Here is a 21558-nt window from a genome sequence, read left to right as displayed (position 1 = left end):
GACTTCCTCGATAGCGCCATTTTCAAGCTGCGCGCCGCAAATAAAAAGTGGCCCGAAGGCCGATGTGCGATAAAATCGGGCCATGTCTACCGTTCCTGCACCTTCCTCCCCCTTGAGCGTGGCCGTGATCGCCTTCGACGGCATGACGCCCTTCCACTTGTCCGTGCCTTGCCTCGTGTTTGGCGCCCAGACGGACGAGGCCGACCTGCCGCCTTTCCACGTGCGCGTGTGCGCCGCCGATCCCGTGCCCTTGCGCACGGCGGCCGGCTTCGGCATCACGCCCGAGTTCGGCCTGGAAGGGCTGGATGGGGCCGATATCGTCATCATGCCGGCCTGGCACGACGATTGCCGCGATGCGCCGCCGCCCCTGGTCGCGGCGTTGCAGGCCGCCAGCCGGCGCGGCGCGCGCATGGTGGGGCTGTGCCTGGGTGCGTTTCCCCTGGCGCAGGCGGGTTTGTTGGATGGCAAGAGCGCAGCCACGCACTGGGGCATGGCGGAGCGGCTGGCGGCCCGCTATCCCATAGTCAGGGTAGACCGGGAAGTGCTGTACGTGGACGATGGCGGCGTGCTGACGTCGGCCGGCGTGGCGGCCGGCCTCGATTGCTGCCTGTATCTGCTGCGCCAGCTGGCGGGCGCCGAGGTGGCCAACCGGGTGGCGCGCCGGCTGCTGGTGGCGCCGCACCGCCAGGGCGGGCAGGCGCAATTCATCGAGCGCCCGCTGCCCGTGTCCGGCAGCGAAGGGCGCTTCGCCGAGGTGCTGGCTTGCGTGACGGCCAATCTGGGCATACCCCACAGCATCGATGCGCTGGCCGAACGGGCCGCCATGAGCCGGCGCAACTTCACGCGCCATTTCCGCCAGGCGACGGGAACGTCGTTCAAGCAGTGGCTGCTGAACCAGCGTCTTGCGCATGCGCAAGGCTTGCTGGAAAAGAGCGGGGCCTCGATCGACGTCGTGGCGCAGGAGGCCGGCTTCGGCACGGCCCTGTCCCTGCGCCAGCATTTTCGCGCGAACCTGCAGACGTCGCCCTCGGCGTACCGCAAGCTGTTCCGCCAGCAGCTAGGCCAGCTCGCTTGACCAGAGCAGCGCCGGGTCGCGGCTGCCCTGGGGCAGCATTACGCTGACGGCGAGTTGCCGCGCGATGAAGGCGGCCGGCTCGAAGGCATGGCGTTCCTGGAAGGAGACGGTTTCCGCGCTCATCAGTTCCGCGTAGGTTTGCATCAGGGTCGAGGCGCAGCGGTAATTGCCTTGCTCAAGATACGTGTCGATAGCGGCCAGCAGCACGGGGTAATCCGCATTGTCCTTGCTGCCGCCAAAGTTGAACGACAGCTGCCCGCAGGCGCGCCAGATGGGGTCGATTTCCCCGTCCGGCACCGGCTGCGTGCGCAGCCATTGCAAGGCTTTCAAGGGCGGGCCGCCGAACGAGGGGGGCGAGATGATGGCCTGGATCGCCACCTTGACGGCCTCATCGATTCTTCCCGCGCGCACATACTGGCCGTGCAGCAGCACCAGCGCATCCGTGTATTCGGGCAGGAGGGCCAGCGCCGCTTCCAGCAGCGCGATGGCCGCGTCCGGGTTGCGCTGGGCGATATGCTCCTTGGCCGCCAGGAAGGCGGCGCGCGGCGAGGCGGGGTCGTCGGCCAAGGTGGGCGGCGCCACGTAGCCTACTTCGTCTTCGTCTTCAGCATCGCCGGCTGCCGCGTGGGCGCGCAGGAAAGCGGCTAGGCTGGAAAAATTCGGCTGGAGGCGCCACTCGTCATGCCACGTTTCGACGACGATCGGTTCGGACGCTTCGCGGCCGATGGGCCAGTACAGGCCGAACGTGTCGCCATTGCCCAGCGCGCCTTCGGAAAACGGGGTGAAGCCGAGCGGTGGATACGCTGTCGTGTGTTGCCAGTCTTGTTCCGCCGAAATGTGGGTGAGGCTTGCGGGTAGTTGCATGGAGGCACCGGAGAATAAAACGCCAGTGTAAAACAAGAGGGCGCGGCGGGCGCGCACCGTCGAACCGCGCGGCGGCACGCCAGGCCAGGCGGACCGCCGCGCCGAAGCGGCATGAGCAGTGCAGGGCCAGGCCCTTCAGTCGCGTTCCGGCACCGGCACGTTGAAGCCGTTCAGCGTCGTCGATACCAGTGCGTACAGGCCCACGAGGTAGATCAGCTCGTTGATGCCATGCTGGCCGAAGGTGGCCAGCGCCAGGCGGTACAGCGGCTCCGGCAGCGTGCCGCCACGGCTGAGCGCGTAGGCCAGGTCGTAGGCCACGCTTTCCTGCTTGTCCAGGTCGAGCGGCTTGACGTCCGCTACCAGCGTGGCCAGGCGCTCGGCAGGCATGCCTTCGCGCTCCGCGACGGCGATGTGGGCGTAGATTTCATAGGCGGCGTTGTAGCGCGCGCCAACCACCAGGATGGCAATCTGGCGCACCTTGTCGGGCAGCGTGGCGTTGGCCGTCATGGCCAGGGTCAGGTTCCAGATCGCCTTGCCGATGGCCGGTTCGTGCAGCCACGGATTCCACGGCCCCATCAGGGCGCCATCTTCGCGTACGGCGATGAAATCGTTGAAATTGCTGGTGATGCCTTTGCGCATATCGTCGTACAGCGGCTGTTGTTCTTGTGTCAGGTCTTTCGGAGCGATCAGGGGCAGGCGCATGGAAACTCCTTGCAGGGTAGGTGGGCGGTGGGCGGCGGGAGCCAGCAGCCAGTATAGCCATCTGGCTGGCGGCTGCCTTACGCTGTCGCACACGTGCGCGGCCTGCGCCTACCTGCGCGGCTCGTGGATGCGGAACTTCTTGACGATGCCGGCCTGGTCGAACATGACGGCCACTTCGCGCGTGCCTTTTTCGCCCAGCAGGGGGATCAGCCGCGTCACGCTGGGCGTCTTCAGCTGGTTCTTGTAGACCCAGACTTCATAGCCGGGATCGAAGCTGACGACGGTGGCGTTGCCCAGGGCCGCGTCGAGGTCGAGGCGGGTGGTCTTGCCGACCTTGATGTTTTGATAGATGGCGCCATTGTCCGGCGCACGGTTGACCTTGTATTCACTGGCGGTGCACATGGCCACGGCCAGGCCCGCGAGGCAGGAAGCTGCCAGTTTTATCAATGTGTTCATATGGACTCCCAGTGTGCATCACTGCTTCCAATCTCAGAGGGGACGGGCGTGATGTCAGGAGGGAGTGTGCTTGTGTCGCCGCGAATGTGCTACAAGATTATACAAAGGTGCAAAATTTGATGCTGTCGGTACCGGCAGGCGGTACCTTCAGCGATTTTGCAGCACGTCGGTCGACAGCGCCAGGGTTTCCTTGATTTCTTCCATCACCACATAGCTCTTCGATTGCGCGGCGCCCGGCAACTGCAGCAGCATGTCGCCCAGCAGCTTGCGGTACTCGGCCATTTCATGGATGCGCGCCTTGATCAGGTAATCGAAGTCGCCCGACACCAGGTGGCATTCCTGTACTTCGGGAATCTGCAGCACTTCGCGGCGGAATTGCTCGAAGGCGGACGCGGATTTTTGATTCAGCGTAATCTCTACAAAGACGAGCAGCTTGGCGCCCAGCGCGGCCGGGTTCACCTTGGCGTGGTAGCCCGTGATGACGCCGTCGCGCTCCATGCGCTTGACCCGTTCGATGCAGGGCGTGATGGACAATCCCACCTGTTCGCCCAGGTCTTTCATCGAGATGCGGCCATCCTGTTGCAGGATGCGCAGGATGTGGCGATCCAGCTTGTCGAGGCCACGTGCCGATTCTTTAAGGATTCTCATGATTTATTGCTGAATATCTCGATTTATACGTGAACAAATACTGGCTCTTTCCCAATATGATAGCGGTTAATCTGGCGTCAGCCTAAAAAAATATAATGAGGAAACTATGCGTATTGTGATTCTGGGTAGCGGCGTCATCGGCGTCACCAGTGCTTACTATCTGGCCAAGGCAGGACATGAGGTGACCGTCATCGACCGCCAGCCGGGCCCGGCACTGGAAACCAGCTTCGCGAATGCGGGGCAAATCTCGCCCGGCTACGCTTCGCCATGGGCTGCGCCCGGCATTCCCCTGAAGGCCGTGAAGTGGATGATGCAGCGCCACGCGCCCCTGGCCATCTCGCTCGACGGCAGCGCCGCCCAGCTCAAATGGATGTGGCAGATGTTGCGTAATTGCACACCGGAAGCGTATGCCGTGAACAAGGAGCGCATGGTGCGCCTGGCTGAATACAGCCGCGATTGCTTCAAGGTGCTGCGCGCCGAGGCCGGCATCACGTATGAAGGCCGCCAGCAAGGCACGATGCAATTGTTCCGTACCGAAAAACAATACAACGACGCCGCCAAGGATATCGAAGTATTGAAAGACGCGGGCGTGCCGTACGAAGTGCTGCAGCGCAACGAACTGTCGCGCGCCGAGCCGGCCCTGGAAGCGGTCAAGGATAAACTGTTCGGCGGCTTGCGCCTGCCTAACGATGAAACGGGCGATTGCCAGCTGTTTACCACCCGCCTGTCCGAGATGGCCGAGGCGCTGGGCGTGAAGTTCCGTTATGGCGTGTCCATCGATGCCTTGCTGACACAGGGCGATGAAATTGCTGGCGTGCAATGTGGCGCGGAAATCGTCAAGGCCGATTCCTATGTCGTGGCGCTCGGTTCCTACTCGACGGGCTTCATGAAGCCGCTGCTGGACATTCCCGTGTATCCATTGAAGGGCTATTCGATCACCGTGCCTATCGTCAACGCGGCCAAGGCGCCCTTGTCGACCATCCTCGATGAAACCTACAAGATCGCCGTCACGCGTTTCGACGACCGCATCCGCGTGGGCGGCATGGCGGAAATCGCCGGCTACAACCTGAACCTGAACCCGCGCCGCCGCGAAACGCTGGAAATGGTCGTCAACGACCTGTTCCCCGGCGGCGGCAACACGGCCGAGGCTACCTTCTGGACGGGCTTGCGTCCGATGACGCCGGACGGCACGCCGATCGTCGGCCGCACGCCGCTGCGCAATCTGTTCCTGAACACGGGCCACGGCACCCTGGGCTGGACCATGTCCTGCGGTTCCGCGCAATTGCTGGCCGACCTGATGTCGTCGAAAAAGCCGGCCATCCTGGCCGACGACCTGTCCGTCAGCCGCTACAGCGGCGCGCAGGGCAATGGCAAACTGCAGCACGCGGTGGCTTGAGATGGGGGCCAGCATGCCTCCCAAGGAACGTAGCGGCGCCATCCTGACGGTGGACCTCGATGCCGTGCGCGCCAACTACCGCTTGCTGCGCGACAAGGCGCACCCGGCCGCCTGTTCGGCCGTCGTCAAATCCGACGCGTATGGCCTGGGCGCCGCGCAAGTGGGCGCGGCCCTGTATGAAGAAGGTTGCCGCCATTTCTTCGTGGCCCACCTGGAAGAGGGCATCAGCCTGCGCCCCCACGTGGCGCCGGACGCGTCCATCTTCGTGCTGCACGGCCCGCCCGTCGGCACGGAAGGCGAATTCACGGCCCATGGCTTGACGCCCGTACTCAACAGCGAGCCGCAGGTGGCGGGCTGGCGCGCGCATGCAAAAGCGCTGGGCAGCACCCTGGACGCCATCGTGCAGGTCGATACGGGCATGTCGCGCATGGGCTTGTCGCCGCAGGAAATCGACGCCTGGCTGCTGGACCCGCACTTTCTTGACGGCATCAAGGTGCGTTACCTGATGAGCCACCTGGCCTGCGCCGACGAGCGGAGCAACCCCATGAATGGCGAGCAGCTGGCCCGTTTCATCGCCATCCGCGCCCGTTTGCCGCAGTACCGCGCCAGCCTGGCCAATTCCTCGGGCATCTTTTTGTCGCCCGATTATCACTTCGACCTGGTGCGCCCGGGCGCGGCCCTGTACGGCATCGGGCCGCAGGGCGGCGAACCGAATCCCCTGCGCTCGGTCGTGCGCCTGCAAGGCAAGGTCTTGCAAACGCGCACGATTGCCGCCGGCGACCACGTGGGCTACAGCCGCCGCTACACGGCCAGCGAGCCGCGCCAGGTGGCGACGGTGTCCGTCGGCTACGCCGATGGCTGGCTGCGCAGCATGAGCAACCAGGGCCTGGCCATCGTCGACGGCGTGAAAGTGCCGCAGATCGGCGCCATCTCGATGGATTCCATCACCCTCGACGTGAGCGCCATCGCCGGCGACCGCGTCGCACCGGGCAGCCTGGTCGACCTGATCTGCGCCGAACACCCGGTCGACGCCGTGGCGGCCATGGCCAATACCATCGGCTACGAGGTGCTGACGAACCTGGGCGGGCGCTATTACCGCGAGTATCAAGGCCTCGCGCAAGCCGCACGCTAAGCAGCGCAAACCCCATGATTGTGTGGCAAGATAGTCCTGCAGTGAAGTTCACTCCAGGGCTATTTTTTCACCATCATCGGGGATATATATGAGTCAATATAACGTTGCTATCATCGTCGGCAGCCTGCGCAAGGATTCCTTCAACCGCAAGCTGGCCGACGCCATCATCAAGCTGGCGCCGCCCGAGTTTTCCTTCAAGCACATCGAAATCGGCGACTTGCCGCTGTACGACCAGGATGACGATGGCGCGCAGTCCGAGCAAGTGCTGCGCCTGAAATCGGAAATTTCCGCATCGCAAGCCTTGCTGTTTCTCACCCCCGAATACAACCGCTCGATTCCCGGCGTGCTGAAAAACGCCCTCGACCAGGGCTCGCGCCCGTACGGCCAGAGCGTGTGGGGCGGCAAGCCGGGCGCCGTGCTCGGCGTTTCCGTCGGCGCCACGGGCACGGCCCTGGCGCAGCAGCATTTGCGCAATGTGCTCGCCTACCTGGACGTGCCGCTGCTGGGGCAGCCAGAAATGTTTATCCAGGCCAAGGAAGGCCTGTTCGACGAGCATGGCGGCATCGGCCCGGCCAGCCTCGGTTTCTTCCAGGGCTGGATGCAGCGCTACGTAGACTGGGTCCGCAAACACGCCATCCACGCTTGATGCATGTCAAGGCGGCAACGCTCGGCGTTGCCGCTTGTACACATTCTTTGACCATTGATGCCAAGATTTCAATATTGGCACGGGTGTCTCGGTATAATGCGCCCTTTCTTTAGCGCAATACTTTCCCGACCATCCCATTTCTTGTCGACCCCATGTGGACCAAACCTGTTCTGCGCATGAATTTGCGCCGCTTGATCGTGCTCGTGGCCTTTACCAGCGCCCTGGTGTCCCTGGCCAATACCTTCTACGCCAGCTACAGCGTGCAGCGCCAGCTGCTGATCGATACCACCCTGGAAGCGAATCACGCCTACGCCAGCAAGCTGGCCAGCACGGCCGAGGATTTCCTGCAGTCGGCGCGCCAGCAGCTGGCCTACAGCGCGGGCGGCCTGCCTTCGCGCATGGGCGACGAGCAATGGCTGACGGACGAGGCGCAACGCCTGCGCCTGCAAACGAACAGTTTCAATTCCGTGCTCATCGTCGATGCCCAGGGCAAGGTGCTGGGCGTGTCGCCGGAAACCCTGGCCCTGAAAAACCGCACGCTCGATTCGGTCGGCGCCATCCAGGCGCTGCGCGAGCGGCGCCCGCTGGTGACGCAGCCGTACGTGTCGTCGGCCGGCAACCTGGTCGTGTTCATTTCGCATCCCATCCTGGGCAAGGATGGCCGCTACCTGGGCTACGTGGGCGGCAGCATTTACCTGAAACAGAAAAACATCCTGTACACCATGCTGGGCCAGCATTACTACCGCGACGGCTCCTACCTGTACGTGGTCGACCAGAACCGGCGCCTGCTGTACCACCCGGACCCCGACCGCCTGGGCGACGTGGCCGGCAGCAATGACGTCATCGACGCCATCATCGCGCAGCAGGGCGGCGGCAACCGGCGCATGAACAACAGCCTGGGCGTGGACATGCTGGCCGGCTACGCCATCATGCCGTCGACGGGCTGGGGCATCGTGGCGCAGCGCCCGACGGCCATGACCCTGGCCCCGCTGAACCAGCTGATGGCGAACACGGTATGGCACTCGCTGCCCATCGCCTTGCTGAGCCTGCCATTCATCTGGTGGCTGGCCAGCCTGATTTCGCGGCCCCTGGTGCAGCTGGCCGAAGGCGCGCGGCGCATGGATGCGCCCGGAACGGCCGAGCACATCGCCGCCATCCGCTCGTGGTATGTGGAGGCGGCGCAAATCAAGAAAGCCTTGCTGAAAGGCTTGGCATTGTTGCAGAACAAGATCGGCAAGTTGAAGACCGATGTGCAGACGGACCCGCTGACGGGCCTGTCGAACCGGCGCGGCATGGCGGCGGCGCTGGAAGCGTGGCAGGCGCAGGCGCGGCCGTTTTCCGTCATCGCCATCGACATCGACCATTTCAAGCAAGTCAACGACCGCTGGGGCCATGCCGTGGGCGACGAAGTCATCCTGCGACTGGCGCAGCTGATGCGCGCCTGTTCGCGCGATGCCGACGTGCTGTGCCGCAATGGCGGCGATGAATTCATCATGCTGCTGCCCGATGCCGACCTCGACGTGGCCATGCAGGTGGCCGAGCGCTTGCGCGCCAAGGTGGCCGCCGCCGTGATTCCCGGCGCGGGCCTGGTCACGATATCGCTGGGCGTCGTGTCGTCGGAACAGGAAGCGGCCAGCACGGACGCCGTGCTGCTCGCCGCCGATGCGGCCCTGTACGTGGCCAAGGAAAACGGCCGCAATTGCGTGGGCATCTCGGAACCCGCCTGAGGCGGTTTTCCGTTGGACCGGTTTGATCTTGTCATTCGGAAAACATCAAACTGATCCTATGTTTTCTCCCGTTTCTGAGTCTGTTATGTTTTACCCGGAAAGCCTAGAGTGGAGGCCTGGGTAAAACAGACGTCACACGTCGGGAAGGCAACACATGTTAGGGCTTACGGCACTGGAACTGGCGCGCGTCCAGTTCGGCTTCACCATCTCGTTCCACATCATTTTTCCTGCAATCACGATCGGCCTGGCCAGTTACCTGACGGTGCTGGAAGCGGCGTGGCTGCGCACGCAGGATGGCGTGTACCGCGACCTGTACCATTTCTGGTCGAAGATTTTCGCCGTCAACTTCGGCATGGGCGTCGTTTCCGGCCTCGTCATGGCGTACCAGTTCGGCACCAACTGGAGTTTCTTTTCCGATTACGCGGGCAGCATCACGGGGCCGCTGCTGGCCTATGAAGTGCTGACGGCCTTCTTCCTGGAAGCGGGCTTCCTCGGCGTGATGCTGTTCGGCTGGCACCGCGTGGGGCCCGGCCTGCACATGTTCGCCACGGCCATGGTGGCGCTGGGCACCCTGATCTCGGCCACGTGGATCATCGCCTCGAACAGCTGGATGCAGACGCCGCAGGGCCATGAAATCATCGATGGGCGCGTCGTGCCCGTGGATTGGCTGGCCGTCATCTTCAATCCCTCGTTCCCGTACCGGCTGCTGCACATGAGCGTGGCCGCCTTCCTCGCCACGGCCTTGCTGGTGGTGGCGTCGGCCGCCTGGCATTTGCTGCGAGGCAACGACAATGCGGCCATCCGCAAGATGATGACCATGGGCTTGTCCATGCTGCTGGTCGTCGCGCCCATCCAGGCCGTCATCGGCGACGTGCACGGCTTGAATACCCTCGAGCACCAGCCGGCGAAGATCGCCGCCATGGAAGGCCACTGGGAAAACACGGGCAACGAAGGCACGCCGCTGATCCTGTTCGGCTGGCCCGACATGGCGCGCGAAGAAACCCTGTACAAGGTGGAAATCCCCCGCTTGGGCGGCCTGATCCTCGCACACGACTGGAATGGCACGATTCCCGCCCTGAAGGAATTCGCGCCGCGCGACCGGCCCCCTTCCGCCGTCGTATTCTGGTCGTTCCGCCTGATGGCGGGGCTGGGCATGCTGATGATCGCGCTGGGCATCTGGAGCGCATGGTTGCGCTGGCGCAATACCTTGTGGCGCTCGCGCCTGTTCCTGCGCTGCGCCCTGTGGATGGGACCGAGCGGGCTGGTGGCCATGCTGGCCGGCTGGTACACGACGGAAATCGGCCGCCAGCCGTGGACCGTGTACGGCTTGCTGCGCACGGAGGATGCCGTCTCGGCCCACGGCGCCACTCAGCTGGGCATCACCTTGCTGTTGTTCATCGTCATCTATTTTGCCGTGTTCGGCACGGGCATCGGCTACCTGCTGCGCCTGATCCGGGTGGGGCCGCAGCCGCACGAGGGGGAGAGCGTCGAGCATGGCGGCCCCGGCCAGGAACGTACGCCTGCACGGCCGATGTCGGCCGCGCATCTGGAAGAGCAAGCGCAAGGAGGACATTCGCATGGGCATTGATCTGCCGCTACTGTGGGCCATTATTATCCTGTTCAGCATCATGATGTACGTGGTGATGGATGGCTTCGACCTGGGCATCGGCATCCTGTATCCGTTTTTCCAGGACAAGAGCGAGCGCGACGTGATGATGAATACGGTGGCGCCCGTCTGGGATGGCAATGAAACCTGGCTGGTGCTGGGCGGCGCCGGCATGCTGGCGGCCTTTCCGCTCGCGTATTCCGTCGTGCTCAGCGCCTGTTATCTGCCGCTCAGCTTCATGCTGATGGGCCTGATCTTCCGCGGCGTGGCCTTCGAATTCCGCTTCAAGGCGCGCGAACACGAGCGCCACGTGTGGGACAAGGCCTTCATCGCCGGCTCGGTGGCGGCAGCCTTCTTCCAGGGCGTGACCCTGGGCGCCTATATCCAGGGCATGCCGGTGCTCAACCGCAGCTATGCGGGCGGCGCGCTGGACTGGCTCACGCCGTTTTCCCTGTTCACGGGCGCCGGGCTGGTGGCGGCGTATGCCTTGCTGGGCAGCACCTGGCTGATCATGAAGACGCAGGGCGGCCTGCAGGCGCGCGCCGTGCGTCTGACGCGCGTGCTCGTGTGGCTGCTGCTGGGCGTGATCGCCGTCATCAGCGTCTGGACGCCGCTGGTCGACCCGGCCATCGCCGCGCGCTGGTTTGCGCTGCCGCAATTGTTCTGGTTTTTGCCCGTGCCGCTGCTGGTGCTGGGCGCGGGCTGGCTGCTGCTGCGCTCCCTGCGGCAGGGGCGGCAGGCGGCGCCGTTCCTGTGCACGCTGGCGCTCGTCTTTCTCGGCTATACGGGCCTGGGCATCAGCGTGTGGCCGCACATCATCCCGCCATCGGTCTCGATCTGGGAAGCGTCGTCGCCGCCGCAAAGCCAGGGCTTTACGCTGGTGGGCGCACTGTTCATCATTCCCGTGATCCTGATGTATACGGTGTGGTCATATTATGTGTTTCGTGGCAAAGTCCTGCCGGAAGATGGCTATCACTGATGCAAGGACAAGGACAACAGACATGGTGGAAACGACTGGCCTGGATGGCCGGCCTCTGGCTGGCCAGCGTGGCGACCCTGGGCTTGGCGGCCTGGGCGATGCGCCTGTTGATGCGGGCAGCGGGGATGGGCAGCTGATGGCGGACGGGCAAGCATCCGGCATCCGCTGCGAGGTCGGCGGCCGGCGCCATCCGCTGGCCTTCCTCGGCTGCCGCGGACTCAATTACGGCCAGCACAGCGCGCTGCCGCTGCATCCATTTCGCCTGAGCGTGCCGGAAACGGCGCTGGCCGGCCTGCTCGACGAGCCGTTCAACAGTTTTCTCCAGACTTGCCGCGAAGACGATTTGCAGTACGAGGAAAGCGACTTGCCCGAGCTGATGCATGCCGGCTATCCCGACATCACGGCCATGCTGGCGGGCCACCGGCCGCTGCTGGCCGGGATGCTGCTCGACTTCATGATCGGCGATGTGATGGATGCGATCGGGCGCGCCAGCGGCTACCGGCCCCTGCACGCACGCTACTGGGGCGATGTCGAGGCGGCGGACGGCCGCGCGTATTTCACCGTGAATCAAGTGCAGACCGTGTCGTTTGCCGATGGCCAGGTCATCTTCGAAGGGCTGGGCTACTACGGCGTGTACGTAATCTGGCTGACGCATGGGCAGCGAGCGTGAATAGGGACTTGACCTTCCTCATGTGGGAAGGTTTATAGTGGCGCCATGAACCGTGCCTTTTCCCGCTTTCTCGCCCGCTCGCTGCTCTGGCTGCTGGCCGTCACGCTGCCCATGCAGGGCTTTGCGTCGGCCATGCGCAGCTGCTGCGTGGACGAGCTGGCGGCGGTGGTCACGGTCGCCGTCGAGGCGCTGCCAACGCCCCAGTGCCACAGTATGGCCGACATGGCCGACATGCGGATGGCGGACCAGCCGATGAAAATGGCCATGGACGATGGCGGCGCCATGCACCATGGCCACGATTGCAGCAACCATGGCGCTTGCACCGTGGGCGCTGCGGCGCCGCCCGGCATGCCGCCCCTGCATGCCTTGACCCTGCGCGCGCCGCCCCCGGCGCTGGCCCCCGATTCCCTGTTCGCCGGGCATATCCCGTCCGGTCCCGAACGTCCTCCGAGAAGCACGCGCTCCGCCTGACCGCCCGTTGAACCTGGCGGTGCCGCCGTCGCACGTCCCTGCAGCTTGTATCGTGCACCGTGTTCCGGCCGCGCCAGCGTTCCAGTCGCGCGCCCGCCGCGCCATACCCTGCTCTTCAAGGAATACCATGAAATACCTGTTCAGCTTTGCGCTGGCTGTGCTGCCGCTGGCCGCCGCAGCGCAGTCACAGCCCGCCCCGCAAGAGGCGCAAGCCTCCGTGCCGGCCACCACTTACCGCTCCGCCTTCGCCGGCTACCGTCCCGCCGCCGAGGAAGACGCCACGCCCGACCAGGCCTGGCGCGCCGTCAACGACAAGGTCGGCAAGGCTGGCGGCCACATGGGCATGATGAAGATGGAAGGCCACAAGATGGAAGGCCATGCCATGAAGGGCCACACGATGCCGATGGATAAGCCCAGCCCCAAGCCGGCTGCCCAGCCGGCCCCGCAACATCAGCACGAAGGACACTGACATGCCACGTTTCACCAAATCAACTTGCCTCACGCCGCTGGCGCTGGCGGCCGTCCTGCTGCTCAGCGGCTGCGCCAGCTTCAGCGCCGATGGCGGCATGCAGGCCGTGTCCGCGCTGGCCGACGCCCGCACGGGCGCGCCCGAGGCGCTGGCCGACAAGGGCGGCGGGGAAAAACTGGCGACCTTGCTGGCCCAGCCCCTGGACGCGGACGGCGCCGTGCGCATCGCCCTGATGAACAACCACGGCATGAAAGTGGCGCTGGCCGAGCTGGGCGCGTCCGAGGCGGACCTGGTGCAGGCGGGGCGCTTGCGCAATCCCGGCCTGTCGTTCGGCCGTTCGCATGGCAGTCACGGCAATGAAATCGACCGCGGCGTCAGCTTCGATCTGGCCGGCTTGCTGACCATGCCGATGCGCGTGAACATCGAACGGGGCCGTTTTGAACAGGCCAAGCTGCAAGCGGCCGGCAGCGCCGTGCAACTGGCGTCGGATACGCGCCGCGCCTACTTCAACGCGGTGGCTGCCGTGCAGACGGAACAGTTCATGCAGCGGGCGCTGCTGTCGGCCGAGGCGGGCGCTGAACTGGCCACGCGCTTGCAGCAGGCGGGCAACTGGAGCCGCCTCGACCAGGCGCGCCAGCAAGTGTTTTACGCGGACGCCGTCGGCGACCTGGCCCGCGCGCGCCACCAGGCCACGGCCACGCGCGAGCACCTGACGCGCTTGCTGGGCCTGTGGGGCAAGCAGACGGCGTTCACTTTGCCGTCGCGCTTGCCCGATTTGCCGGCCAAGCCAGCCGAGGCGGGCAATATCGAGGCGCAAGCCATGGAGCAGCGCCTCGACGTGCAGATGAGTAAACTCGACGCGCATGCGACGGCCAGCGCGCTGGGCCTGTCCAAGGTGACGGGTTTCATCAACGTGCTCGACGTGGGCTACACCAACAAGAGCACGAGCGAGGCGCCGCGCGAAAACGGCTACGAAGTGTCGCTGGAGCTGCCCCTGTTCGACTGGGGCTCGGCGCGCAATGCGAAGGCGCAAGCCTTGTATGAGCAGTCGCTGCAGCGCACGGCGGGCACGGCCGTACGGGCCCGCTCGGAAGTGCGCGAGGCGTATTCCAGCTACCGCACGGCCTACGACCTGGCGCGCCACTACCGCGATGAAGTCGTGCCGCTGCGCAAGACGATTTCGCATGAAGTATTGCTGCGTTACAACGGCATGCTGGCCAGCGTCTTCGAACTGCTGGCCGATGCGCGCGAGCAAGTTGCCAGCGTCAACGGCGCCATCGACACCCAGCGCGATTTCTGGATTGCGCAAACTGAATTGCAAGGCGCCATCAATGGCAGCGGCCCTGCCAACAAGGAATAATGATGATTACACGTAGAAACTTTTTCATGAATGCGGGCGCGGTCGCCCTGAGTGCGGCAGCGGTGAGCCGCGTGGGCGCGGCATCGTTGCCGGAAGCCGTCAGCATGGCTGGCGCGGAGACGAAGGCGCCGCCACCGCCGCCGAACGGACGGCCGTACAACCCCGTCATCACCCTGAATGGCTGGTCCTTGCCCTGGCGCATGAACAACAACGTCAAGGAATTCCACCTCGTGGCCGAACCCGTCGTGCGCGAACTGGCGCCCGGCATGATGGCCAATCTATGGGGCTACAACGGCCAGTCGCCCGGTCCCACCATCGAAGTGGTGGAGGGCGACCGGGTGCGTATTTTCGTCACCAACAAGTTGCCCGAACACACGAGCGTGCACTGGCATGGCCAGCGTTTGCCCAACGGCATGGATGGCGTCACGGGCCTGACCCAGCCGGGCATTCCTCCCGGCAAGACCTTCGTCTATGAATTCGTCGCCAAGCGGCCCGGCACCTTCATGTACCACCCGCACGCGGATGAAATGACGCAGATGGCCATGGGCATGATGGGTTTCTGGGTGACGCACCCGAAAGACCCGAATTTCATGAAGGTGGACCGCGATTTCGTCTTCTTGCTGAGCAACTACGACATCGACCCCGGCAGCTACACGCCGAAGATCATGACCATGACGGATTTCAATCTGTTCACGTTCAATAGCCGCGTCTTCCCCGGCATCGACCCGATGGTCGTGCGCCAGGGCGACAAGGTGCGCGTGCGCGTGGGCAATCTGACCATGACGAACCACCCGATCCACATGCATGGCCATGAATTCGAGGTGACGGGCACGGATGGCGGCTGGACGCGCCCCGAATCGCGCTGGCCCGAAGTGACGACGGACGTGGCCGTGGGCCAGATGCGCGCCGTCGAGTTTACTGCCACGGACCTCGGCGACTGGGCTTTCCACTGCCACAAGTCGCACCACACGATGAATGCCATGGGGCACGACGTGCCCACCATGATCGGCGTCGACCACCAGGGCGTGGCGGCGAAGATCAATCAATTGGTGCCCGGCTACATGGTGATGGGCGAGCGGGGCATGGCCGACATGGGCGAGATGCAGATGCCGATCCCCGACAATACCTTGCCGATGATGGCGGGCGACGGCCCCTTCGGCGCCATCGGCATGGGCGGCATGTTTACCACGGTCAAGGTGCGCAAGGATCAAAAAACCGGCGATTACCGCGATCCGGGCTGGTACAAGCACCCGGCCGGCAGCGTGGCCTATGAATGGACGGGTGCCTTGCCGGAACCCGTGCGCGGCCAAGGCACGGGCAAGCTGCCGGCCAAGGGCAGCGTCGAGATGACGGTGCGCAAGCCGGCCAGCCATAGCGGACATTAATTGTCGGCATTTCCGAGATGACAGCGAACGGCTTGCCTAGCATGGCAAGCCGTTTTGCATGTTGCTATAAATCAAGGAATTGTTGTTTGGTGACAATCCGAGCATTTTTTTCCGTGTTTTTTCTTTATATTCAAGCCAGTACGCTCCAGTTGCATCGAGTATCGGCCAGTCTATGGGAGAAATCATGTTGAACCGGATGAAGGTGGGAACGCGCTTGCTGGCGGCATTCTTTTGCGTCGCGCTGATGGGGGCCATCGTGGCCGGCATCGGCATCTTCAACATGGGCAAGATCGATACCATGGCGGGGCAGATGTACAACCATGAACTGTTGGGCTTGTCGTACATCAAGGAAGCCAACATCGCCTTGATCAAGGTGGGCCGCGCGCGCAGCAACTTCTTGCTGGCCACGACCGCAGAGGAGCGCGCCACGCGCCAGGCCGATATCGCCAAATTCCTCGACTTGAATAAAAGCTATTTGGCCAAGGCGGAACCGCTGTTCGTCACGCCGGCCGCCAAGGAACTGTTTGCCCGCTTCGCCGCCGTCGAAGCGGAATATATCGCCACCATGCAGCAGGCGCTGACCCTGGCCGCGGCCGAGCCGCTGGCCCAGCGCAGCGCGCAACTGACTGAACTGCTCAACAAGACGCGCCAGCATGCCGATGAACTCGACGGCGTGCTGGACAAGCTGTCGCAGCAGAAGGAAGAGCGCGCCAAGGCCGCTTCCGAGCAGGCGTCCGGCGTGTACCAGGCCAGCCGCAGCTTCATGATTGCGCTGGTGCTGGGCAGCGTGGCGGCGGGCCTGGCGTTGGGGGCGCTGATCACGCGCGGACTGACGCGCCAGCTCGGTGGCGAACCGGCGTATGCCGTCAAGATCGCCGGCGCCATCGCCGAGGGCGACCTCACCGTCGATATCCGCACGGCCAGCCACGACAGCGCCAGCCTGCTGTTTGCCATGAAAACCATGCGCGACAAGCTGGTGGGCATCGTCAGCCAGGTGCGCTCGGGTACGGACACCATCAACACGGCCTCGGGCGAAATTGCCCAGGGTAACCTCGACTTGTCGTCCCGCACGGAAGAGCAGGCCAGTTCGCTGGAAGAAACGGCGTCGTCGATGGAAGAGCTGACGTCGGCCGTGCGGCAGAATGCGGACAATGCGCGCCAGGCCAATGCGCTGGCCGGCGCCGCGTCCGACGTGGCGGGCAAGGGCGGCGCCGTGGTGGGGCAGGTGGTGCAGACGATGGAATCGATCAACGCGTCGTCGCGCAAGATCGTCGACATCATCAGCGTCATCGACAGCATCGCCTTCCAGACGAACATCCTGGCCTTGAACGCGGCCGTGGAAGCGGCCAGGGCGGGCGAGGAGGGGCGCGGATTTGCCGTCGTCGCGTCCGAAGTGCGCAACCTGGCGCAACGCTCGGCCAGTGCCGCCAAGGAAATCAAGATTCTGATCGGCGACTCCGTCGAGCAGGTGGAAATCGGCTCCAGACTCGTGCATGACGCGGGCAAGACGATGGATGAAGTGGTCACCAGCGTGCGCCAGGTGGCCGACATCATGCAGGAAATCACGGCCGCCAGCGCCGAGCAAAGCGCCGGCATCGAGCAAGTCAACCAGGCCGTGCTGCAGATGGATCAGGTGACGCAGCAAAACGCGGCCCTGGTGGAAGAGGCGGCCGCCGCCGCCGAATCGCTGCAGGACCAGGCGCAGACCCTGACGGAACTGGTGGGCGTGTTCCGCCTGCATGCCCAGGCGCAACAGATGGCCGTGCCGGCGTCCAGCAATGTCACGCCGCTGCGCCGGCCGGTGCCGGCCGCCAGGCAGGGCGTGCGGCGCCTGGCCTGAAATGGGGCGGGTCCGGGCGCAATCGGCGCGGCAGTGGTAGGCTGTCGTTATTGCGCGTTTGCCACTTCCGGGTTTCCCATGCCGTCTTCTTCCCTGCCGCTGTTGTGTTTCTCCGTGTTATTGCTCTCCCTGCCGCCGCTGGCGCAGGCGCAGGAGGGCGATCCCGTGCTGCCGTACCGGCCTTCCGTGGCCAGTCCCGCCCAGCTGCCTGTGCCGGGCCAGCTGGAATTCGAGGCGGGCGGCCTGCTGTCGAAAACGGACGACACGCGCCGCGCCAGCCTGCCGTACACGTTCAAACTGGCGTTCAGCCCGGAATGGGGCGTGTTGCTCGAAGGCGAGGGCTTCGTGCGCGCGCGCGACGACACGGGGCGCCGCGAAACGGGCGTGGGCGACACGACGGTCGTGCTCAAGCGCGCCTTTTTGCTCGACAGCGCGACGGCGCTGGGCCTGGAACTGGGCTGGAAGTTGCCCACGGCCAAGGACAGCATCGGCAGCGGCAAGAGCGACGTGTCGCTGAACGGCATTTTCAGCCGCGACCTGGGCGCCGTGCACATGGACGCCAACCTGAACGCCACGCGCCTGGGCGCAGCCGACCCGCATACCGGCAGGGTGCAAACGGGCTGGGCGACCTCCTTTTCCACGCCCGTCAGCGAGCGCTGGGGCGCCACGGCGGAAGTGTCGGGCACGCGCTTGCGCGGCGCGCCGGCAACGGCGCAGCTCTTGCTGGCCGCCACCTACAGTCCCACGCCGCGGCTGGCCATCGATATCGGCATGGCGCGCGGCTTGACGGCGGCGTCGCCGGACTGGTCGCTGTTCAGCGGCGTGGTCGTGCCTTTAGGCAAGCTGTGGTGAGATTGCCACGGCAATCCTTATGTGTCCTTGCGAACAAACAGTTGGTTGCACAAGGTCTACAATTGCGGCATAACTGATAAAAGGAGTGTCCCCATGAAAACCCTGATTCTTGCCGCCGTCTTGCTGTCGGCCGCTACCGCTGCCGTCGCCCAGGTGGGCGTCTCCGTCACCGTCGGCCAGCCGGGCTTTTACGGACGCATCGACATAGGCGACTATCCCGCGCCGCAATTGATCTATGCCCAGCCCGTCATCGTGCAGCGCCCGCAATACTATTCGGCGCCCCCCATCTATTTGCGCGTGCCGCCCGGCCATGCGAAACACTGGTCCAAGCACTGCCGCAAGTATAATGCCTGTAACCAAGAGGTATATTTCGTCCAAGATAGTTGGTATAACAACCAATATGTGCCCCGTTACCGCCAGCAGCATGGCGACCATGGCCGTCCCGATTACCGGGACCATGACCGTGATCGTGGCCATTACGACAAGCATGATGACAAGCGCGATAAACATGAAGGCAAGCGCGACAAGCATGATGACAAGCCAGGCAAGGGCCATGGCAATGGCAACGGCAATGGCAATGGCAATGGCAATGGCAATGGCAATGGCAATGGCAACGGGCACAGGGATTAACAAGCAGGAGGATCTTTGCATAGTAAAATCGTTATCGTAGGGGGAGGTGCAGGCGGCCTGGAGCTGGCCTGCAAACTCAGCCGCAAGCTCGGCGCCGGCCAGGTCACCCTGGTCGACAGCCGCCTGTACCATATCTGGAAACCGTCGCTGCATGAAGTGGCGGCCGGCACCCTGGACATTCATCAAGAGGGCCTGTCGTATCAGATGTTGGCGCATGACAATGGTTTTACCTATGTCTATGGCCCCCTGATCGCACTCGACGCCGCGTCGAACAGCCTTACCGTGGGCGCCATCGCCACGGACAAGGATGAGCAACTCTTGCCGCAGCGCACTGTCAGCTACGACCAGCTGGTGCTGGCCGTGGGCAGCACCTCGAATTACTTCGGCGTGCCCGGCGCCCAGGAAAACACGATTTCCCTGAATGCCACGGAAGACGCCGAACGTTTCCGGCTGACCCTGCTGAAACTGCTGGCCATGGCCGAACAGCGCCAGGGCGACGCGGGCCATCCCGGCGTCGACATCGTCATCATCGGCGGCGGCGCCACGGGCGTGGAACTGGCGGCCGAATTGCGCGAAGCGAGCGGCGTGTATGCCGCGTATGGTTTCCAGAATCTCAACGCCATCAAGGATGTGCGCATCACCCTGCTCGAAGGGGCGCCGCGCATCCTGGCGCCGCTGCCCGAGCGCGTTTCCATCGCCGCTTCGAAATTGCTGCACCAGCACGGCATCACCGTGGTGACCGATACGCGCGTCACCACCATCGAAGCCGACAAGGTGACGGTGGCCAGCGGCACCAGCTATGCGGCCGACATCTGCGTGTGGGCCGCCGGCATCCGCGCGCCGGAATTCCTGTCTACCCTGGGCTTGCCGACCAACCGCGCCGGCCAGCTGGAAGTGACGGGCATGCTCAACGTGCAGGGCCATGCGAATATCTTTGCGCTGGGCGACTGCGCCGCCTGCATGGGGCCGGACGGCAAGCTGGTGCCGCCGCGCGCCCAGGCTGCCCACCAGCAAGCCGATTACCTGCTGAAAACGTTCCTGCTGCAAGCGAAGGGCAAGCCGCCGCAAACCAAGCCGTATGAATACCTGGACTACGGTTCGCTCGTGTCCTTCGGCCGCACCACCTCGGTTGGCACCCTGATGGGTTCGCTGAAGGGCCTGAGCTGGTTCGTCGAAGGATTTGTTGCGCGCATGATGTATGTGAGCCTGCACCTGATGCATCACAATGCCGTGCTGGGCAGCGTGCGCACGGCCGTCATGGCCATGGGCCGCTTCCTGATCAAGCGCAGCACGCCGCAAGTCAAGCTGCACTGATCGCGCTGTAGTAAACGGTTTGCGCCGGATCAAACAAGGGGCCTTGCGGCCCCTTTTTTATTTGCCGCGCGCGGCAGGCGCCGCTTCGCAACGGCCCCGCGTCATGGGAAAGTCGATGGTGGTGAATTTGCCCTTCAAGGTGCCGACGATGCTGGCATGCAGGATGCGCTCGCTGTCGCGGCGGTAGATGATGCGGCTCGGAAAATCGTTATCCAGGTTGGCGAAGATGAATTCATTCGGCTTGTCCTGGCGCAGCAGGTTGAAGATCACGGGCGGCTGTCCCGACGGCTGCACGATGTAGGCCAGTTGTCCCGGTTCCGTGAGGCGGATCTGCACGAATTCAAAGGCCGTCGTCTTGCCGCCCTTGACGGTGCGGCTGGTGCCGAGGATGGTGCCGCCGGCGGCCGCGCTCCATTGTTCGCCGGAACCGGGTTCGGCGCCGTCGACATTCCAGCAGCCGGCCAGCCAGGCCAGCTTGTCCACGGTTTCCGGCGGCGGCACGGTATTGTCGGCGGCCTGGGCGGCGCCCATGGCCAGCAGCGCTGCCAGCAAGGTCGTTGCGAGTCGTTGCATGCCATCTCCTGTCGTTGCGATGTTAGCGGTCACTGGGGCACGCCGGCGGCGCGCCTGCCCAGTGTAGCCGATGCTGGGCTGCACACGGCAAACACTTTATACTCGGGAAAGATGCCGACCGTCACCACCATCACGCCAAGGACAATCATGCACGATACTTCCACGCAGCCGCGCGGCGCCGCCAGGCCGGGCCAGTTCGACGATCGCTACATCAGCCTGAAAAGCCTGGGCCTGGACCCGGAGCAGCTCGATTTTTACCAGCTGCTGCTGGCCTGCAGGGCCAGGGGGGATGCCGGGGAAAGCTTGCGGCAGGTCGTGCGTTTCCGCACGGATGGCTATGGCAAGTCCCGCTTCATCAGCAGTCTGGACGCGTTGCCGGCGCCGCTGGCCACGTTTCCCCTGTGGCGTGCCGAGCTTGACGGCTGGCCCGGCGAGCTGGCGCGCGAGGATTTGCTGGCGCGGGCCAGTGCAGCGCTGGAGCAGCCGGCCGGCGTCTTTCTCGCCTCGGCCGCCTGGCGCACGGCATTGCCCGACATTTGGCAAACCCTGCTGGTGCTGGGATGGCGGCAGGCGGGTTCCCCGGCCGATGCCGCCCTGGCGGCCCAATTGACGGATGTGTTGCGTGTTGGACATTTCTTGCAGGTGCTGGAAGGCGATCGCACCAGCCTGGCCGGGCATGGCGCGCGCCGCGATGTGCTGGGGGCGCAACTGCTGCTGCCGGAAGAGGGCATGCCGCTGCCCCGTTGAGGCGGGCAGGGCGCCC

General features: G+C 64.4%; 23 protein-coding genes. 18 read left to right on the top strand and 5 right to left on the bottom strand.

Features of this window, described 5'->3' with window-relative positions; translation table 11 throughout:
- The first annotated feature begins 82 nt into the window (after positions 1-82).
- Positions 83-1075 carry a GlxA family transcriptional regulator gene (locus tag O3299_RS10905; RefSeq protein ID WP_305062307.1) on the top strand — a complete coding sequence of 331 codons (993 nt, stop codon included), beginning with the start codon at positions 83-85 and terminating at the stop codon, positions 1073-1075.
- Here O3299_RS10905 and O3299_RS10900 read toward each other — a convergent pair.
- From O3299_RS10900 to O3299_RS10885, 4 genes are all read right to left on the bottom strand, one after another.
- Complete coding sequence (locus O3299_RS10900; protein WP_305062306.1) at positions 1058-1939, bottom strand: tetratricopeptide repeat protein; 882 nt, start codon at positions 1937-1939, stop codon at positions 1058-1060. The two genes, O3299_RS10905 and O3299_RS10900, sit on opposite strands and share 18 nt — an antisense overlap.
- A gap of 135 nt (positions 1940-2074) precedes the next feature.
- Positions 2075-2641, bottom strand: a complete 567-nt coding sequence (locus tag O3299_RS10895) for a carboxymuconolactone decarboxylase family protein (RefSeq protein ID WP_289897335.1) — start codon at positions 2639-2641, stop codon at positions 2075-2077.
- A gap of 108 nt (positions 2642-2749) precedes the next feature.
- Positions 2750-3097 (bottom strand): hypothetical protein, encoded by a 348-nt coding sequence (locus O3299_RS10890; RefSeq protein ID WP_099667338.1) that lies wholly within the window; start codon positions 3095-3097, stop codon positions 2750-2752.
- A 147-nt stretch (positions 3098-3244) separates the two neighbouring features.
- Positions 3245-3745 carry an Lrp/AsnC ligand binding domain-containing protein gene (locus tag O3299_RS10885; RefSeq protein WP_070222192.1) on the bottom strand — a complete coding sequence of 167 codons (501 nt, stop codon included), beginning with the start codon at positions 3743-3745 and terminating at the stop codon, positions 3245-3247.
- A 106-nt stretch (positions 3746-3851) separates the two neighbouring features.
- On the opposite strand from O3299_RS10885, the gene O3299_RS10880 reads away from it, so the two are divergent.
- The 16 genes from O3299_RS10880 (at position 3852) to O3299_RS10805 (ending at position 20222) form a co-directional block, all read left to right on the top strand.
- Positions 3852-5141, top strand: a complete 1290-nt coding sequence (locus O3299_RS10880; protein ID WP_305062305.1) for a D-amino acid dehydrogenase — start codon at positions 3852-3854, stop codon at positions 5139-5141.
- Positions 5142-5154: 13 nt separating this feature from the next.
- Entirely contained in the window at positions 5155-6273 is a 1119-nt protein-coding gene (alr, locus tag O3299_RS10875; protein ID WP_305062304.1) for an alanine racemase, read from the top strand.
- A gap of 88 nt (positions 6274-6361) precedes the next feature.
- A complete protein-coding gene (locus tag O3299_RS10870) occupies positions 6362-6919 on the top strand; it encodes an NADPH-dependent FMN reductase (protein ID WP_099667341.1) in 558 nt (185 codons plus the stop codon).
- A gap of 152 nt (positions 6920-7071) precedes the next feature.
- On the top strand, positions 7072-8646 hold the full coding sequence (locus O3299_RS10865; RefSeq protein ID WP_305062303.1) for a sensor domain-containing diguanylate cyclase: 1575 nt from the start codon (positions 7072-7074) through the stop codon (positions 8644-8646).
- A 154-nt stretch (positions 8647-8800) separates the two neighbouring features.
- Positions 8801-10234, top strand: coding sequence for a cytochrome ubiquinol oxidase subunit I (locus O3299_RS10860; protein WP_305062302.1), 1434 nt, complete (start codon positions 8801-8803; stop codon positions 10232-10234).
- Entirely contained in the window at positions 10224-11231 is a 1008-nt protein-coding gene (gene cydB / locus O3299_RS10855) for a cytochrome d ubiquinol oxidase subunit II (RefSeq protein WP_289904447.1), read from the top strand. The genes O3299_RS10860 and cydB overlap by 11 nt, the downstream gene beginning before the upstream one ends.
- Complete coding sequence (locus O3299_RS10850) at positions 11231-11368, top strand: DUF2474 domain-containing protein (RefSeq protein ID WP_099667345.1); 138 nt, start codon at positions 11231-11233, stop codon at positions 11366-11368. The genes cydB and O3299_RS10850 overlap by 1 nt, the downstream gene beginning before the upstream one ends.
- Positions 11368-11901: a hypothetical protein gene (locus tag O3299_RS10845; protein WP_305062301.1), complete on the top strand. Its 534-nt coding sequence runs from the start codon at positions 11368-11370 to the stop codon at positions 11899-11901. Before O3299_RS10850 ends, O3299_RS10845 begins: the two co-directional genes overlap by 1 nt.
- Positions 11902-11946: 45 nt before the next feature.
- The gene (locus O3299_RS10840) at positions 11947-12372 is read left to right on the top strand and encodes a hypothetical protein (protein ID WP_305062300.1); all 426 of its coding nucleotides are present in this window, start codon (positions 11947-11949) and stop codon (positions 12370-12372) included.
- Between the two features lie 127 nt (positions 12373-12499).
- Entirely contained in the window at positions 12500-12841 is a 342-nt protein-coding gene (locus O3299_RS10835; RefSeq protein WP_305062299.1) for a hypothetical protein, read from the top strand.
- A gap of 1 nt (position 12842) precedes the next feature.
- Positions 12843-14201 (top strand): TolC family protein, encoded by a 1359-nt coding sequence (locus O3299_RS10830; protein ID WP_305062298.1) that lies wholly within the window; start codon positions 12843-12845, stop codon positions 14199-14201.
- Positions 14202-14203: 2 nt separating this feature from the next.
- Complete coding sequence (locus O3299_RS10825) at positions 14204-15586, top strand: multicopper oxidase family protein (RefSeq protein ID WP_305052584.1); 1383 nt, start codon at positions 14204-14206, stop codon at positions 15584-15586.
- A gap of 184 nt (positions 15587-15770) precedes the next feature.
- Positions 15771-17426 carry a methyl-accepting chemotaxis protein gene (locus tag O3299_RS10820; RefSeq protein WP_289914186.1) on the top strand — a complete coding sequence of 552 codons (1656 nt, stop codon included), beginning with the start codon at positions 15771-15773 and terminating at the stop codon, positions 17424-17426.
- 78 nt (positions 17427-17504) lie between these two features.
- Positions 17505-18278 carry a transporter gene (locus O3299_RS10815; RefSeq protein WP_289897345.1) on the top strand — a complete coding sequence of 258 codons (774 nt, stop codon included), beginning with the start codon at positions 17505-17507 and terminating at the stop codon, positions 18276-18278.
- A 93-nt stretch (positions 18279-18371) separates the two neighbouring features.
- Entirely contained in the window at positions 18372-18908 is a 537-nt protein-coding gene (locus O3299_RS10810) for a hypothetical protein (RefSeq protein WP_305062297.1), read from the top strand.
- 15 nt (positions 18909-18923) lie between these two features.
- A complete protein-coding gene (locus O3299_RS10805) occupies positions 18924-20222 on the top strand; it encodes an NAD(P)/FAD-dependent oxidoreductase (RefSeq protein ID WP_251348150.1) in 1299 nt (432 codons plus the stop codon).
- A gap of 57 nt (positions 20223-20279) precedes the next feature.
- On the opposite strand, the gene O3299_RS10800 is transcribed toward O3299_RS10805, so the two are convergent.
- The gene (locus O3299_RS10800) at positions 20280-20795 is read right to left on the bottom strand and encodes a DUF6265 family protein (RefSeq protein WP_305052580.1); all 516 of its coding nucleotides are present in this window, start codon (positions 20793-20795) and stop codon (positions 20280-20282) included.
- Positions 20796-20942: 147 nt separating this feature from the next.
- On the opposite strand from O3299_RS10800, the gene O3299_RS10795 reads away from it, so the two are divergent.
- Complete coding sequence (locus O3299_RS10795) at positions 20943-21542, top strand: hypothetical protein (protein ID WP_305062296.1); 600 nt, start codon at positions 20943-20945, stop codon at positions 21540-21542.
- The last annotated feature ends 16 nt before the right edge of the window (positions 21543-21558 follow it).

This window comes from Janthinobacterium sp. SUN176 (assembly GCF_030587335.1).
Taxonomy (GTDB): domain Bacteria; phylum Pseudomonadota; class Gammaproteobacteria; order Burkholderiales; family Burkholderiaceae_D; genus Janthinobacterium; species Janthinobacterium kumbetense.
The sequence above is the reverse complement of the archived record's forward strand: the minus strand, read 5'-3'. Positions and strand labels throughout refer to the sequence as shown.

Bases quoted from the DNA above. Each gene is read 5' to 3' on its own strand.
- O3299_RS10795 (WP_305062296.1), top strand. From the start codon at position 20,943: ATGCACGATACTTCCACGCAGCCGCGCGGCGCCGCCAGGCCGGGCCAG.
- O3299_RS10845 (WP_305062301.1), top strand. From the start codon at position 11,368: ATGGCGGACGGGCAAGCATCCGGCATCCGCTGCGAGGTCGGCGGCCGG.
- O3299_RS10880 (WP_305062305.1), top strand. From the start codon at position 3,852: ATGCGTATTGTGATTCTGGGTAGCGGCGTCATCGGCGTCACCAGTGCT.
- cydB (WP_289904447.1), top strand. From the start codon at position 10,224: ATGGGCATTGATCTGCCGCTACTGTGGGCCATTATTATCCTGTTCAGC.
- O3299_RS10885 (WP_070222192.1), bottom strand. From the start codon at position 3,745: ATGAGAATCCTTAAAGAATCGGCACGTGGCCTCGACAAGCTGGATCGC.
- O3299_RS10865 (WP_305062303.1), top strand. From the start codon at position 7,072: ATGTGGACCAAACCTGTTCTGCGCATGAATTTGCGCCGCTTGATCGTG.
- O3299_RS10815 (WP_289897345.1), top strand. From the start codon at position 17,505: ATGCCGTCTTCTTCCCTGCCGCTGTTGTGTTTCTCCGTGTTATTGCTC.
- O3299_RS10810 (WP_305062297.1), top strand. From the start codon at position 18,372: ATGAAAACCCTGATTCTTGCCGCCGTCTTGCTGTCGGCCGCTACCGCT.
- O3299_RS10835 (WP_305062299.1), top strand. From the start codon at position 12,500: ATGAAATACCTGTTCAGCTTTGCGCTGGCTGTGCTGCCGCTGGCCGCC.
- alr (WP_305062304.1), top strand. From the start codon at position 5,155: ATGCCTCCCAAGGAACGTAGCGGCGCCATCCTGACGGTGGACCTCGAT.
- O3299_RS10900 (WP_305062306.1), bottom strand. From the start codon at position 1,939: ATGCAACTACCCGCAAGCCTCACCCACATTTCGGCGGAACAAGACTGG.
- O3299_RS10895 (WP_289897335.1), bottom strand. From the start codon at position 2,641: ATGCGCCTGCCCCTGATCGCTCCGAAAGACCTGACACAAGAACAACAG.
- O3299_RS10890 (WP_099667338.1), bottom strand. From the start codon at position 3,097: ATGAACACATTGATAAAACTGGCAGCTTCCTGCCTCGCGGGCCTGGCC.
- O3299_RS10850 (WP_099667345.1), top strand. From the start codon at position 11,231: ATGCAAGGACAAGGACAACAGACATGGTGGAAACGACTGGCCTGGATG.
- O3299_RS10800 (WP_305052580.1), bottom strand. From the start codon at position 20,795: ATGCAACGACTCGCAACGACCTTGCTGGCAGCGCTGCTGGCCATGGGC.
- O3299_RS10905 (WP_305062307.1), top strand. From the start codon at position 83: ATGTCTACCGTTCCTGCACCTTCCTCCCCCTTGAGCGTGGCCGTGATC.
- O3299_RS10820 (WP_289914186.1), top strand. From the start codon at position 15,771: ATGTTGAACCGGATGAAGGTGGGAACGCGCTTGCTGGCGGCATTCTTT.
- O3299_RS10825 (WP_305052584.1), top strand. From the start codon at position 14,204: ATGATTACACGTAGAAACTTTTTCATGAATGCGGGCGCGGTCGCCCTG.
- O3299_RS10860 (WP_305062302.1), top strand. From the start codon at position 8,801: ATGTTAGGGCTTACGGCACTGGAACTGGCGCGCGTCCAGTTCGGCTTC.
- O3299_RS10840 (WP_305062300.1), top strand. From the start codon at position 11,947: ATGAACCGTGCCTTTTCCCGCTTTCTCGCCCGCTCGCTGCTCTGGCTG.
- O3299_RS10870 (WP_099667341.1), top strand. From the start codon at position 6,362: ATGAGTCAATATAACGTTGCTATCATCGTCGGCAGCCTGCGCAAGGAT.
- O3299_RS10830 (WP_305062298.1), top strand. From the start codon at position 12,843: ATGCCACGTTTCACCAAATCAACTTGCCTCACGCCGCTGGCGCTGGCG.